Source organism: Natrialba magadii ATCC 43099 (assembly GCF_000025625.1).
Classification (GTDB): domain Archaea; phylum Halobacteriota; class Halobacteria; order Halobacteriales; family Natrialbaceae; genus Natrialba; species Natrialba magadii.
Genome location: NC_013922.1, coordinates 3,446,980 through 3,460,250, shown reverse-complemented (window position 1 = coordinate 3,460,250; position 13,271 = coordinate 3,446,980). Strand labels below are relative to the sequence as shown.

Sequence of the window (13,271 nt, the reverse complement as noted above, 5' to 3'; positions counted from 1 at the left end):
TGTTCGTGAATCAGCAGATGGTGACTATCTCTCCGATAGAAAGACCTTTCGGGTGCCGCGGTGGACTGGTCGACAATGATCGATACCCTCGACGACCTCGACGTCGAAGGGACAACCGTCGGCGTTCGCGTCGACGTCAACAGTCCGATCGACGCCGAGGGGTCACTCGCCGACGACGCCCGACTTCGCGCACACGTCGATACGCTCTCGGAGCTCCTGGAGCGTGGCGGTCGGGTCGCCGTTCTCGCCCACCAGGGCCGTCCCGGCGGCGACGATTTCGTCTCACTCGCGCCACACGCCGATCGACTGTCTGTCCTGCTCGACCGCCCCGTCGAGTACGCCGATGCTACCTTCACCGATGCCGCACGCGAGGCCGTCCGTTCGCTCGACAACGGCGAGTGCGTCGTCCTCGAGAACACCCGCTTCTACAGCGAGGAGTACATGGAATTCGAGCCCGAACGCGCAGCCCGCACGCATCTCGTTGAAGGCCTCGCGCCCGTGCTCGACGCCTACGTCAACGACGCCTTCGCGGCAGCACACCGCTCACAGCCCTCGTTGGTCGGCTTCCCGACCGTACTTCCAGGCTACGCAGGTCGCGTCATGGAGTCCGAACTCGACGTCCTCGGCTCGATTGAGGTGACACCCGAGCCGCGAGTCTACGTCATCGGTGGTGCGAAAGTCCCCGACTCGATCGACGTCGCCTGGAGCGTCCTCGAGAAGGGCCTCGCGGATCACGTGCTTACGGCCGGCGTTGTCGGCAATGTCTTCCTCATCGCCGACGAGGTCGACCTCGGTGACGCGAGTTCAGATTTCATCTACGACCAGGGCTACTGGGACGAAATCGACCGCGCACAGGACTTGCTCGACGCCTACGGCGACCGCATCGCACTCCCACGCGACGTCGCCGTCGAGCGCGATGGCGACCGCCACGAACTCGCCGTCAACGCGCTTCCGCCCCGAGACGGTGAGGCCGCGATGGACATCGGCCATTCGACGCTCGCCTACTACGAACGAATACTCGAAGACGCTGGCACAGTGATCCTCAACGGACCGGCCGGTGTCTTCGAAGACGAGACGTTCGAAACGGGGACGAAGGAACTCTACGGCGCGGCCACGTCGGTGCCGATGAGCATCGTTGGCGGCGGCGACACCGCCTCAGCGCTGCGCCAGCTCGGTGTCGAGGGCTTTTCGCACGTCAGCACTGGTGGCGGTGCCGCGCTCCGAATGCTCACCGCCGAACCGCTGCCAGCCGTGACTGCACTCGAGAATGGCCCCCGAGCTGACGATTGAACACGCCACGACTGACGACATCGACGCGGTCACTGACCTGTGGGTCCAGTTGGCACAGGGCCAACGCGAGCACGACTCTGCCGTCCGTGCTGAGGCAAACCGCGAGGCGATGCGCGAGACGCTCGCTGCCCATCAGATCACAGACGGCTTGCTCGTCGCCAGAGTCGGTGAGGACGACAACACACACGATATCGTCGGCTTCGCTTCCGTCTCACTCGAGCGCGGGAGTCTCGAACTCGACCGAACCCGCGGTCTACTCTCGAACCTCTACGTCCTGCCTGCCTATCGAGGACAGGGGATCGGTTCGAAACTCCTCGTCGCAGCGGCGACCGAACTCGAGGACCAGGGTGCGGAGGTGCTGTTACTCGAAGTGATGGCAGCAAACGATGCAGCGCGGCGGTTCTACCGGTCACACGGGTTTGAACCGTATCGTCTCGGGATGCAGCGGCCGCTTACTGACGTGAGTGACGAGGACTGAACTCGAGTTCGAGGTGCTTGTAATGCGAACGACGGTTGTGACCGGATCCCGGAAACCGGAAACCGAAAACGATACACACTCAAAGGAGGATTCCTAACCAACGGACAGCGCCAGGGGAGCATGGGCGGTTCATGCACTCGACTTGTAATCGAGACTTCCGGGGTTCAAATCCCCGCCCTGGCTCTCTCAGATTTTGTCCCAGTGAGGTGGCTGTAGGATCAGTCTGTGTGGGGTCTGCGCTCCATCTTGTAGCGATGACGCTGTTCCTAACGGAGTTTGACGTGGAGAAACAGCTGACCGTTGGGCTCCTAACGTCTAGCGTGTAGCGTCTGCAATAGACGGCTTTTCAGTAGAGCGTCCGTGCGCCTCTGGCAAATCGGCCCTGGGAGGGCCGAGTCAGTGATATTGGTGGTGATCACTGAGCCATGGATGGCTACTGCAGGGTATCGCTACCTTGCGTTGGCAATGGTGGTTGTGTCCCTGCAATATAGTCTCTCGTTCAACATATGGTAAATGTATTGGATAGCCCTGGTAATATCTGGTGGGAAGTTGCACCAGTCCTTCCGATTTACAATCTGTCTCCTCTCAGCGTTACCCAGTCGGTGCAACGTTGTGGTACCGTCGGATAGTAGTGACCGATAGTACAGCAGTTGAAATAAATGAGTGTCTAGTTGGGCAGAACGGCTAATACGGCGGACTGTTTCAAAAATAGCTGTGAAACAGGAGTCGTTCGCAGATCGAGAAATTAGTGACGAACTCGACGCCGCGACAACGGAGAGTGTCGATACCGATGTCGACTACGACAACGAGGCCGCAAACGAGATGCAAACATCGCTCGCGACGCTCGGCGAGAGCACCACCGAAATTGGGGACCGACTCGAGACCATCCACGCCGAAGCCAGTGACCAACACGAGGCGATCATGCAGGTCGCAGACGAGACATCGAATCTGTCCGCATCCGTCGAGGAGATCGCTTCCTCTGCTGAGGAGGTGTCTGCTGCCGGCGAAACCGCTCGCGATCTCGCCAAAAACGGACAGGAGTCTGCATCCGAAATCGGGTCGGCAATGAGCGCGATTCAGGAGGCCGCAAGCGACGTGTCAGCCGACGTGGCAACGATTCAGCGAAGCGTCGCCGAGATCGACAAGGTCGTCGAAGTGATCAACAACATCGCGGACCAGACGAACCTGCTCGCGCTCAACGCCTCGATCGAGGCTGCTCACGCGGACAAGGCCGGCGACGGCTTCGCCGTCGTCGCGAGCGAGGTCAAGACGCTCGCAGAGGACTCCCAGAAGCGGGCGACGGAAATCGAGCGCATGATCAACGACGTCGAAGAGAACACGGCGACTGCCGCCGAGAGTCTCGAAGCGAACAACGACCGGATCGAACGGGGGATCGATTCCGTCAATCAGGCGATCAACATCCTCGAGGAGATCCACGACGCCGTCGACGAGGTCTCGGACGGTATCGCCGAAGTAGCAGCGGCCACCGACCAACAAGCTTCGAGCACCGAAGAAGTTGCGAGTATGGTCGATCAGACAGTCGCAAGCGCCGAGAACATCGCCGAACAGACCGAAGAAATTGCAGGCGAAATCCAACACCAGACGAATCAGGTCGAGAGCATCGACCAGACACTCGAGTACCTCGCTGACGATCTCGCGCCATCGCCAACGCCGAATGCGTAGGGCTGGATCGAACGCTGGCAATTGTAGTAGCTGTTCGAATCAGTAATTAGGGATGCAATCACTTCCTTCTCGACATATACCCTTGCTTGAAGCCATCCAATTTGCCTGAATACAACTATATTTGTCCATATTATATGATAAAGAAATACATCGGTGATCACATTCAATCACTGGTGGCTATAAAAATACCACAAGCATGGGTTGAGGCCAGTGGATTTATATATGGGCGGGAAAAGAGTGCGGTCAATGCTACTCTCAGTCGATCGTTCGGAGGCCACTGATTCGCAGTCACCGAGTTTCGAAGTAATTGCCGCAGTCGCCGAACGAGAGGGTGTCGATCCGACCGATATCGAACCGCCGGAGTACGAGGCGCTCTATGATGTCGTCAACCCTGAAGCACTGGATTCGCTGTTTGCACCGCGACAGGACGGCTCTGACCGGTTACCGGGACGTGTCGAGTTTATGTTTAATGATTATCATATCATCGTCGAAGGTGAGGGCGACGTTAGCGTACAGGACGCTTCCGTCTGAGCAGCACATTTTCGGTCGATCGTTCGCTCCCGTCCGGTCGTTACTCGAGTTGGTACTGCTCGAGCCGGGTGCGCCACTCGTCTGGAATTGGTCGAGACTGTTCGCTCTCGCGGTCGATAAACACCTGGACTGTGCTGGCGGTGGCAGCGCGAGCTCCATCGGCACGAATCTCGTAGCGCATCGGCAGACTGGTCGTTCCAAGGTCGCCAATCGCAAGCCCAATGGTGACCGTTGCGTCGGCCTCGATCGGCCGTTCGTAGTTGAGTTCAACGTTGGCGAGAACGGTGTCGAGATCGACGAGTGACGTTCCGAACACGTCCGTAAAGAACGCCTCGCGGGCCTGTTCGAGGTACGTTGCGTACGTCGCGTTATTGACGTGACCCATAAAATCGACATCCCGCAGTCGAACGTCGACTTCGACTTCGTAGTCGGCGTCGAACGACGTGCGCGTCTCGCGATTGTCGCTATCTTGAGTCATGGTCTCGGCTGACGAAGTCGACCCCTGTAGCGTTGCTGGTTCAGGCCGCGTTTTCGGTCACTCAGTTGTTGTGTTCCCGCTGAACGGTGTGGCTCTCAGGCCGTCCGCTGAACGGACTCGAAGACTTCCTCGTGGAGTCGTGTCGCAACGCGGTCCATCAATGGTTCCATGTTCTTCGTGTCGGCCCGGTTGTACTCGATAAGCGTCTCGAGTGCCCTCTCGTCGCCGCGTTCGTACTCGTGCCAGAGTCGAACCGCGTCGCGACCGCTAATATCGGGCATCTCGCGCTCGATACCGAGATCCTGTTCGATTGCCTTCAGCCCGCCATCGAGGCCGACCTTCTTGCAGGGGTACATGAGATCGACGTGGGGCGTCGTCACGTCGACATCGTAGCAGGTCTCGAGGAACGGCACGTCAAAGCGCTGCCCGTTGAAGGTGACCAGCAACGAGGCGGACTCGAGTTCGCTTGCGAGTCGATCGCTCGTCAGGTCGCGGTCCTTGACGAACGTCTTCGTTTCGCCGCCCCGATGGAGGCTCACGGTCGTTACGTCGTTGCAACTCGCGTCGAGGCCGGTGGTCTCGATGTCCAGAAAGCACGTCTCCTCGCGGACGTTCTCGTAGAGTCGCCAGCGACTCGAGGCGGGGAGCGCCTCGGCGAACGGCGTGAGGTTGCCCCGATCGAGGTGCTGGCGGCCGTCTGCGATGAAGTCCTCGATTCGATCGGCGAGCGTGTCACCGACGACGTTGCCGTCGAAGTCGTCCCAATGGGTGATCCCGTGTTCCCAGAGGCGGCGCTCGGTCGTTTCACCGACGCCGCGGACCGGGATGAAACTGTTCTCGATTCGCACACCAGTGGAGGGGAGTGGTGGAAGGAAAAGCGCTTGGATCTGTCGGGCGGCCGCGATGCGTCGACCCCCACGTTCTTGTCCCTCGCCCGCCAGCCGTGTTCCTCTTCGGCCACCAACACGATGCCCGGATTTTCATACCGGGGCCCCGTAGGATGCGTATGAGCGATCCCGACACTGGTCCCGACGCTGGCTCCGGCGGAGGGTCCACGGAGCCGACGGACGACCTCGCCGACGCCGTCGACGAACTCACGGAGACGATCGACGAACTTCGCGAGGAACTCGCAAACGGAAACGGCATGCGACGGAGAACGCCGCCGCGACCACCTTCACGTCTCCGACCGCCGACACCCGGCGAAGTGCTCTCCTTTACCGACAGGGTCGCGATTCCCGCTGCGATCACCGTCCTCGAGTCCAGCGTGCGTGCACTCGAGACGTTCCAGCGCGGACTCAAACTCGTTCGGACGGAACGCGAGGTCAGCGAGCGAACGAGCGAGGCGGCCGAAGCGACGAACGAGCGCGCAACCGACCTCCGGAAAACGACGCTTTCACAGCTTGACACCGTCCTCTCACAGCTTCAGCGAGCAGCCTCTTCGGGTGCGCTCCCCGCTGACGAGGACGCCCGCGACCTGCTCACCGAAGCGCGCGAGCTTCGAGACGAGGTCGATACTCGCCTGCGCGATGCGACAAGTGGGAGTTCGGGTTCTGAGAGCGACACTACCGCGGCCGACACAGTCGATAGCGACCGACAGGATGCGGTTCGGATCGATATTACGGACGACGAATCGGAGGCGAGAGCAGACGGCCGTAGCGACGATGGCACGGTCGATGTCGAATCAACGAGCGAACCCGAATCGACCGTCGACGTCGACGCCGAACTCGAGACGCTGCGGGACCGATACGGGTCTACCGACGAACCGGAAGCCGACGAGCAGTCTGCAGACGGTGAGGCCGCTGCGGACGATAGACAGGGCGATAGACAGGACGGGCAGGACACCAACAGTGACAGCGCTGACGGCAGCGCTGGCACAGATAGGAGCCACAGCAGCAACGAGGACACCACCGATACAGGCGAAAGCAGCGACGACGAGAACGGTGGCGAAGACGACAGCAGTGACGGCTCACAGACCGGAACCAGTCACTGATCAGACCGGATCGAACCGGTAGCCGTCCCACTCCTGACTCTCAGGCTCTCGGATTCCGGCTCCTGGCTCGCGCAACTCGTCGACGTGAACGGGCTGGACCTCGTCACCCGTCTCGACGTCACCAGTCGTAAGCTGGCCCAGCGCACGGACACTCTCGCCATCGACGTCGAACTCGACGATTGCGAGATGGTTCGGCTCACGGACACCTGGCGGGGTCGCCATCGAGGTCGTCCAGGTAATCACCTCTGCGGTGTACTCACTCAGATCGACCGTCTCGACCGGCTCCGTTCCACCCGGCCCGCGCGGATGGCCGGGGTAGCTGATCGTGCCGTCCTCGTACCGCATTGCTTCCATCGTCATTGTGCTGCCTCCATGATGGTCGTAATCACACAGTTACCAAACCCGCCGACGTTACAGCAGAGGCCAACCTCGGCCTCCACCTGCCGGTCGCCGGCTTCGCCCATGAGCTGTTCGTAAATCTCGACGCCCTGTGCAACGCCGCTCGCCCCCAGCGGATGCCCCTTCGATTTGAGCCCGCCCGAGGTGTTGATCGGCAGTTCGCCATCCCGTTCTGTTTCTCCCTCCTCGACCAGCTTCCAGGCCTCGCCGTGCTCGGCGAAGCCGAGTCCCTCCATCTGGAGGAACTCGAGTATGGTGAACATATCGTGGAGTTCGGCGACGTCGATATCGTCGGGGTCGCGGCCGCTCATTTCGTAGGCTCTCTCACCGCTCTCGACGACGCCGCCCATGATCGTCGGATCCTCGCGTTCGTGGACGACGTGGGTGTCCGTCGCGCCGTCGATGCCCGAGATGACGACGTAGTCGTCCGTATACTCCTGTGCCACCGACTCTGGACAGAGCATGAGCGCCGCCGAGCCGTCCGTAATCGGACAGAAGTCGTACAGCCGAAGCGGGTCGGCGACGATGGGGGACTCGAGTACCGTCTCGAGATCGACTTCCTTCTGAAACTGGGCATGGGGGTTGTGGACGCCGTTTGCGTGGTTCTTGACGGCGACCTTCGCGAGGCTCTCGCGGGGTGCGTCGAAGCGCTCCAGATAGTGGCGTGCGGTCAGGCCCGCGAAGGAGGGCAGCGTCACGCCCTGTTTGTACTCGACGGGATGGGTCAGCGAGGCGATCACGTCGGTCGACTCGCCGGTCGTCCGGTGGGTCATCTTTTCGCCGCCGACGAGCAGCGTCATGTCGCTTGCACCGCTGGCGATGGACTGCCAGGCGGCGTAGATGCCCGCACCGCCGCTCGAACTCGTCTGGTCGATTCGCTGGGTGTACGCTGGCGTCGCGTCGATGTCCTGGGCCAGCGCGTTCATGATGCCGGTCTGGCCCTCGAACTCGCCGCTTGCCATGTTCGAGACGTAGAGGTGGTCGACGTCGGCTGCGTCGACGCCCGCGTCGTCGAGACAGGCGAGGCCGGCCTCCGCGAGGAGGTCCAGAATCCACCCGTCTCGTTGCCCGAACTGGGTCATCGACGAGCCGATTACAGCAACACGTTCCATATCCTACTGCACACAGGTCTGTGTTTTATAAGATGGGGTCAGTGGTCCTGGGGTCTCTCCTGCAGTCGTCGGTTCATCGGTTCGCCGGTTCGCGGGTTCGTCGGTTCATCGGTTCGTCTGTCCGTTGGCCCGCCAAACCACCGATTGACCGGTCTACTACCAGAGGCGAACCAGTAAGAGCAACATTGGTCGCCGACACCAGAGCGTCAGGCCGAGTCCGCCACAGTCGCCTGTAACTCGCTCGCACGCGTGCGAGCCTGCGAGATAACTGCCGGACGGGCCTCGAAGGAGACCAGTACGTCCTCGTCGCCGTAGGTCACGTCGTCGACGTGGGCGTTGTCGTGAATCCACGAAACCACGCTCATCGTCTCGTCCGTCATCGGGAGCATGAGTCGCTCTTCCTCCCAGTCGGGCAGTTCGTCGTCGATCCGATCGAGCAGCGCGTCGATGTTTTGCCCCTCCTGCGCGCTAACAGTGACCGGGTTCGGCGCGAGTGCCGAGAGTGCCTCGCGCTTCTCCTCGAGTTCCGCCTCGTCGACGGCGTCGATCTTGTTGAGCACGGTGACGATCGGAGCCTCGTTGCGCTCGTAGAGGGTGTCGTGACTGGTGACGAGTTTCTCGTGGATGTCGTCCACGTCTTCGCTCACGTCGACGACGAGGAGGACGAGGTCGGCGCGGTAGACGGAGTCGAGTGTCGACTTGAACGATTCGACCAGCCAGTGTGGGAGGTCGCTGATGAAGCCGACAGTGTCGGTCACGAGCACGTCACGCGGTTCGATGGCGGCGCGTCGGGTCGTCGTCCCGAGCGTGGTGAACAGTTTGTCCTGGGATTCGGCGGTCGCGTCGAGATCCTGATGGAGGTCCTCGTTCTCGTCGACGTCGAGATCCTCCGAGAGGCGACGCAGCAGCGTCGACTTGCCGGCGTTCGTGTAGCCCGCGAGCGCGACCAGATCGAAGCCGGAATCACGCCGGCGCTCTCGGCGGTGCTCCTCGGTCTGCTCGATGCGCTCGAGTTCGTCGTTGATCCGGCTGATCTGGTTTTTGATGTCCTGTTCGCGGCTCTCGTCGTACTCGCCCAGGCCCATGAAGCCGGGGTGCTCGTCGCGCTTTGCGAGGCTGGTCTTGGCCTCGGCACGCGGGAGTTCGTAGCGCAGTTCGGCGAGTTCGACCTGTAGCTGTGCCTTTCGGGTCTGGGCACGCTGGCCGAATATTTCGAGGATCAGTGTGAACCGGTCGATGACTTCGACACCCTCGGGGAGCAGTTGGCCGAGGTTGTATGTCTGGTAGGGTCCGAGCCGATTGTCGAAGATGACGGTCGTGGCCTCGGTCGCTTCGACGACCTCGGCGAGCTCCTCGGCTTTCCCCTCGCCGAGCTGGAGTGCCGGATCAGCCCGGCGGGACTGGGTAACCTCGCCGGCGACGGTGTACCCTGCTGCGGCTGCGAGGTCGGAGATCTCGGTCGTATCTGGCGTTCCGGAGTCGACGCGCTTTGCGATGATTGCTCTCATGCGGATTTGAGTGGGGGTTCTGTTTCGGGTTCGGATTCGGGTTCGGATTCGGGTTCGGGTTCGGGTTCGGATTCGGGTTCGAAGAGAAGTCGCTCTATCGTGGCTGCGAGCGGAAGTGCTGCAGAGACGCGACTGGTCGCGCGTGGCTGCCTGCGTACTATATCATGTTCGTGTAACTGCGGAGAGAACGGACGATGCCGCCGCGGCGCTCGTGGTGGTTCCCCGCGTCGTCGCCCTCGCAACGCCGTTGGGACGCGATCAACCACGCTCGTCGTGCCGGTCCGCCACCTCCGTTAGACGATCCACAGCCATACTCGCGCGTACGGTTCCAAGCGCCTTGAATCCCGTGCTCGCCCCACTGATCTCTCGGGTCACACACCGATCACCTGCTGTATTCGGTCGACCACTTGACTCCGACGCGTCCAATCCACCACGCCGAATCCATCGCATTCACACCACCACGCTCAATCCACCACGCCCACCCCATCATACTTACACTCCCACACCCAACCCGCCACGCCGGATCAATCACCCCACAACACACTCACTCGATCACAACAGTCATTATCGGTGCTACGAATGCTCGCGATGATGGTCTCTGTCGATCCCACGATGCTCGCACTCGAGTTCCTCGCCGGCGCGATTCTCGGCGGCCTACTCGGTTTTGCGACCAAACGAATCGCGAAGGTGCTCGCGATTATCTTTGGTGTGCAACTGATGGTGGTTCGCTATCTCCAGTCCCAGGAGATTCTCATCGTCGACTGGGATCGGCTCTCGGCGGGGCTCGTGTCGACGAGCGAGGGAGCGGCTGAGACCCACCAGGCCGGGATGGACGTCCACTGGCTGGAGTCGCTGCTCTCGGTTGGGTCGATCGCAGTCGGCTTCACGAGTGGGTTTCTGATTGGCTACCACCGAGCATAGGCGATTAGGACGAGTCGATACAATGTATCGCCCTCGTTCGATTCTCTCGGCTCTGTTGAAATCCTTCAGTGCTGATGTGAACTGCGTGCTGAATACAGCACAAATGTGGCATGAGATGGCCGTTCACCGAGTGGCAGTTAGATCGCGCAGCTCGGGTCCCTCGTGAGACGTAATAGTTTACTCAGTCGAATTGATAGTTCATACTATGCCCTCCCGACGTGAAGCACTCCTCACAGCCGGACCCCTTCTGAGTTCGACGCTCGCTGGTTGTCTGGATACATTCAGAACATCTGGATCACTTCAGGAAGTCCAAGTTGAGCTTCACAACGGAAATGGCGAACCTCACACGTTTCACCTCGCTCTTGAACTCGAAAGCGAAATCATGGAATGGGAGTCGTATTCTGTCGATACAGAAACCGCCAAATCGGTTGTGATGACGCCACCTGAGGATTCATCACCAGTAGCGTTACATGGTGCTGTTGACGACTTCGCAGCTGATGTTGAGTTCCTTGGAGTGGATAACATTGACGAGGATTATTGCCTCCATACGTCCTTTTATTATCGGCTTGACGATGGTGACCGCACTCAACTTGCACAATCAGCCGATATTAGATGCTGATATTACGTTTCGGTTACATCAAAATCTAAGGAGCGGGTGGTTCAACGGTTCGAGGGGGAAGTAGTGAGCTACCGTGCTGCATAGATCCTCCATATCCAGCACGATGCGCGAAATCTATCACCAATTGAGGATTTCAGTAGAGTCCTTCTCTCCTATTTGTTTCCCTCTCTCACCTCAGTGACTACTGAGTACCAACCAGGGGCGAGCACGGATGTCCCAGTAGCACAGTCTATGTTTGTGCGTCTACTGAGGTTCGTGCGGCCGCATCCAGGTATGATGGATGGCAATGGCGACGTACGGCAGGACGAATCCTGCAACGATCCCGCCAAGCAGGTAGAACAGCGGTGTATGCGACGAGAAATAGAACCAGAGAAACAGAAGGACGACCACCGCTGCGACCGCTCTGACAACGCCACCGAGTAAGCTATCGAGAGACCACAGACTCAGTAGTTGAGTGTCAAACGGAAAGCGTGATTACGGTTTCGCACACTCCTCCGCCCTGCAACAGATGAGTGTATTCTGTCAGTTCACCGCGTCTGCAGGTCGTCCTTGTCCTTGACCAACTCCGTCTCTGCCTTCCCACTCGAGTGCTCGTTGACGACGTCGTAGAACTCGTTTTGCATCCCTGCTGGGAACGTGACCACGCCGATCCACGAGCCGTCGGGCTGCCACTCCTCGCGTTCTAAGTCACCGAACTGGCGAACCTGCGCCTGCGCACTGCCCGCGTACTCCGCCGGAATCTGGACCGCGATCGTCACTTCCTCGAATCGGATCGGGATCACCGGTCGAAGGTCGTCGAGCGCGTCGTCGACCTGGGACTCGACCGTCTCCATCGGGTCGACCGTAAAGCCCGCCTCCTCGAGTGCGTTCTCGATTCGCTCTGGCGGGTGGGGCGCGTTGTCCATCTGCGGGTTGACCGCGTTGCGCGCGATGGTGTTGATCAGCTGTTTGCGCTTCTGCTCTTGCATCTCGCGGCGCTGTTCGGCCGTGATCTGGATCTCCCCTTCTTTGACGACCTCGGGAATGATCTCGAGTGGGTCCGTCGTATCGAAGACCGTCTCGAGATCGTCCTCGGCGGGGCGGTCGCCACGGGAGGCGTTCTCGAAGACGTCCTCCGCGGCGATGACTTCTTCCAGTTCGCCGTCAAACTCGTCGCGCTTCATGGCAAGCGCGGCGTCGGGGTCGACCAACACTTCGAAGCGCGCCCCGTGTGATTCGAGCCGCGCTGTCACCGCCTCGTCGAGTGATATCATAGCAGAGAGTTCCGTCGGCCGCCTAAAAGAGTTTTTCCTGCTGGTGGGCTGTTGGGCAAGCGTTGTACTGGGGATGGTGGCGGCAACACGAAGTTGGGACTCAGGGTGGAAGTGTCGGGTTCGAAACGGCCGGTCGAGAAGTGGTGCGGTTCGCGGTTCGCCGTTCGTTCCGTATCGTCGTTAGTCGCCGTCCGTGAGGACGTGCAGTCACTCGCTGTGGTGACTGTGACCGTGACCTGGTCGTGATCTCGATTACTCGTCTGCCTCCTCCTCGCCGTCGTCGAGGAGGTCGTTCTCTTCTAGGTGGTCCGCGATGTGGTCCTGTTCGAACTGCTCGAAACTCTCGCTTTCGGCGTCGATGGTCGCGAGTCCGACCTCGCTTGGCAGCAGCGAGCCGTCGTTGACCGACGCGAGTGCGTCGAGGGCAAGCTGGATACCGCCGTCCAGATCAGCCTCCTCGTCGTAGTTCTCCTCCAGGTAGGTCTGGAGTTCGCTGCGGTCGGCACCGACAGCGAGGGCCTTCCACTCGTACGGCGTGCCGGATGGGTCAGTCTCGAACAGGCGCGGTTCGCCGTTCTCGACACCGCCGACGATCAGCGCGACGCCGAACGGACGGGCACCGCCGACCTGGGTGTACTGCTGGATGTGGTCTGTGACCTCCTTCGTCAGCGTCTCGACGCCGATTGGCTCGCCGTAACGCAGCTGGTTGACCTGCGACTGGCGGCGCGCGAAGTCGATCAGCTGGCGCGCGTCGGCAACGTGGCCGGCGCTCGCGATGCCGATGTGGTCGTCTGCCTTGTGAATCTTCTCGACACTCGAGTCCTCGAGTAGCGGCGAGGGAACGCGCTTGTCGACGGCCAGCACAACGCCGTCGTCGGTTCGAACGCCAATACTCGCCGTGCCACGCTTGACCGCCTCGCGGGCGTACTCCACCTGGTAGAGTCGGCCGTCGGGCGAGAAGATCGTGATGCCTCGGTCGTACGCCTGCTGTTGGGCTTGTCCCTGCATA

The 13,271-nt window shown here is 60.6% G+C and carries 14 protein-coding genes and 1 tRNA gene; 8 read left to right on the top strand and 7 right to left on the bottom strand.

Features of this window, described 5'->3' with window-relative positions; genetic code table 11:
- Positions 1-75 precede the first annotated feature (75 nt).
- The 5 genes from NMAG_RS16095 (at position 76) to NMAG_RS16075 (ending at position 3,982) form a co-directional block, all read left to right on the top strand.
- Positions 76-1,290 (top strand): phosphoglycerate kinase, encoded by a 1,215-nt coding sequence (locus NMAG_RS16095; RefSeq protein WP_004215892.1) that lies wholly within the window; start codon positions 76-78, stop codon positions 1,288-1,290.
- Positions 1,268-1,768, top strand: a complete 501-nt coding sequence (locus tag NMAG_RS16090) for a GNAT family N-acetyltransferase (protein WP_004215894.1) — start codon at positions 1,268-1,270, stop codon at positions 1,766-1,768. Before NMAG_RS16095 ends, NMAG_RS16090 begins: the two co-directional genes overlap by 23 nt.
- 109 nt (positions 1,769-1,877) lie before the next feature.
- A tRNA-Thr gene (locus NMAG_RS16085) sits at positions 1,878-1,951 on the top strand.
- 531 nt (positions 1,952-2,482) lie between these two features.
- Complete coding sequence (locus NMAG_RS16080; protein WP_004215895.1) at positions 2,483-3,451, top strand: methyl-accepting chemotaxis protein; 969 nt, start codon at positions 2,483-2,485, stop codon at positions 3,449-3,451.
- Positions 3,452-3,697: 246 nt separating this feature from the next.
- Positions 3,698-3,982, top strand: coding sequence for a HalOD1 output domain-containing protein (locus tag NMAG_RS16075; protein WP_004215896.1), 285 nt, complete (start codon positions 3,698-3,700; stop codon positions 3,980-3,982).
- Between the two features lie 40 nt (positions 3,983-4,022).
- Here NMAG_RS16075 and NMAG_RS16070 read toward each other — a convergent pair whose 3' ends face one another.
- Positions 4,023-4,460, bottom strand: a complete 438-nt coding sequence (locus NMAG_RS16070) for an acyl-CoA thioesterase (protein ID WP_004215897.1) — start codon at positions 4,458-4,460, stop codon at positions 4,023-4,025.
- A gap of 95 nt (positions 4,461-4,555) precedes the next feature.
- A complete protein-coding gene (locus NMAG_RS16065) occupies positions 4,556-5,308 on the bottom strand; it encodes a ribonuclease H-like domain-containing protein (protein WP_004215900.1) in 753 nt (250 codons plus the stop codon).
- Between the two features lie 158 nt (positions 5,309-5,466).
- Here NMAG_RS16065 and NMAG_RS16060 point away from each other — a divergent pair, with 158 nt between their 5' ends.
- Positions 5,467-6,450 (top strand): DUF7547 family protein, encoded by a 984-nt coding sequence (locus NMAG_RS16060; protein WP_004215901.1) that lies wholly within the window; start codon positions 5,467-5,469, stop codon positions 6,448-6,450.
- Here the strand turns inward: NMAG_RS16060 and NMAG_RS16055 are convergent, their stop codons facing one another.
- The 3 genes from NMAG_RS16055 to hflX form a co-directional block, all read right to left on the bottom strand.
- A complete protein-coding gene (locus tag NMAG_RS16055; RefSeq protein ID WP_004215902.1) occupies positions 6,451-6,810 on the bottom strand; it encodes a hypothetical protein in 360 nt (119 codons plus the stop codon).
- Positions 6,807-7,961, bottom strand: a complete 1,155-nt coding sequence (locus NMAG_RS16050; protein ID WP_004215903.1) for a thiolase family protein — start codon at positions 7,959-7,961, stop codon at positions 6,807-6,809. The genes NMAG_RS16055 and NMAG_RS16050 overlap by 4 nt, the downstream gene beginning before the upstream one ends.
- Before the next feature lie 206 nt (positions 7,962-8,167).
- Positions 8,168-9,469 carry a GTPase HflX gene (gene hflX / locus NMAG_RS16045; protein WP_004215904.1) on the bottom strand — a complete coding sequence of 434 codons (1,302 nt, stop codon included), beginning with the start codon at positions 9,467-9,469 and terminating at the stop codon, positions 8,168-8,170.
- 591 nt (positions 9,470-10,060) lie between these two features.
- Between hflX and NMAG_RS16040 the strand changes: the two genes are divergently transcribed.
- Positions 10,061-10,390, top strand: a complete 330-nt coding sequence (locus NMAG_RS16040; protein ID WP_049916350.1) for an FUN14 domain-containing protein — start codon at positions 10,061-10,063, stop codon at positions 10,388-10,390.
- Positions 10,391-10,595: 205 nt separating this feature from the next.
- Positions 10,596-11,009: a hypothetical protein gene (locus NMAG_RS21080; protein WP_012996820.1), complete on the top strand. Its 414-nt coding sequence runs from the start codon at positions 10,596-10,598 to the stop codon at positions 11,007-11,009.
- 527 nt (positions 11,010-11,536) lie between these two features.
- On the opposite strand, the gene NMAG_RS16030 is transcribed toward NMAG_RS21080, so the two are convergent.
- Positions 11,537-12,262 (bottom strand): ribosome assembly factor SBDS, encoded by a 726-nt coding sequence (locus NMAG_RS16030; protein WP_012996818.1) that lies wholly within the window; start codon positions 12,260-12,262, stop codon positions 11,537-11,539.
- A gap of 252 nt (positions 12,263-12,514) precedes the next feature.
- Positions 12,515-13,270, bottom strand: a complete 756-nt coding sequence (gene psmA / locus NMAG_RS16025) for an archaeal proteasome endopeptidase complex subunit alpha (protein ID WP_004215913.1) — start codon at positions 13,268-13,270, stop codon at positions 12,515-12,517.
- Position 13,271 lies beyond the last annotated feature (1 nt).

Excerpts from the sequence above, each read along its gene's own strand:
- psmA (WP_004215913.1), bottom strand. The coding sequence starts at position 13,270 with ATGCAGGGACAAGCCCAACAGCAGGCGTACGACCGAGGCATCACGATC.
- NMAG_RS16070 (WP_004215897.1), bottom strand. The coding sequence starts at position 4,460 with ATGACTCAAGATAGCGACAATCGCGAGACGCGCACGTCGTTCGACGCC.
- NMAG_RS16030 (WP_012996818.1), bottom strand. The coding sequence starts at position 12,262 with ATGATATCACTCGACGAGGCGGTGACAGCGCGGCTCGAATCACACGGG.
- NMAG_RS16090 (WP_004215894.1), top strand. The coding sequence starts at position 1,268 with ATGGCCCCCGAGCTGACGATTGAACACGCCACGACTGACGACATCGAC.
- NMAG_RS16055 (WP_004215902.1), bottom strand. The coding sequence starts at position 6,810 with ATGACGATGGAAGCAATGCGGTACGAGGACGGCACGATCAGCTACCCC.
- NMAG_RS16075 (WP_004215896.1), top strand. The coding sequence starts at position 3,698 with ATGCTACTCTCAGTCGATCGTTCGGAGGCCACTGATTCGCAGTCACCG.
- NMAG_RS16050 (WP_004215903.1), bottom strand. The coding sequence starts at position 7,961 with ATGGAACGTGTTGCTGTAATCGGCTCGTCGATGACCCAGTTCGGGCAA.
- NMAG_RS16040 (WP_049916350.1), top strand. The coding sequence starts at position 10,061 with ATGGTCTCTGTCGATCCCACGATGCTCGCACTCGAGTTCCTCGCCGGC.
- NMAG_RS16060 (WP_004215901.1), top strand. The coding sequence starts at position 5,467 with ATGAGCGATCCCGACACTGGTCCCGACGCTGGCTCCGGCGGAGGGTCC.
- NMAG_RS16095 (WP_004215892.1), top strand. The coding sequence starts at position 76 with ATGATCGATACCCTCGACGACCTCGACGTCGAAGGGACAACCGTCGGC.
- NMAG_RS21080 (WP_012996820.1), top strand. The coding sequence starts at position 10,596 with ATGCCCTCCCGACGTGAAGCACTCCTCACAGCCGGACCCCTTCTGAGT.
- hflX (WP_004215904.1), bottom strand. The coding sequence starts at position 9,469 with ATGAGAGCAATCATCGCAAAGCGCGTCGACTCCGGAACGCCAGATACG.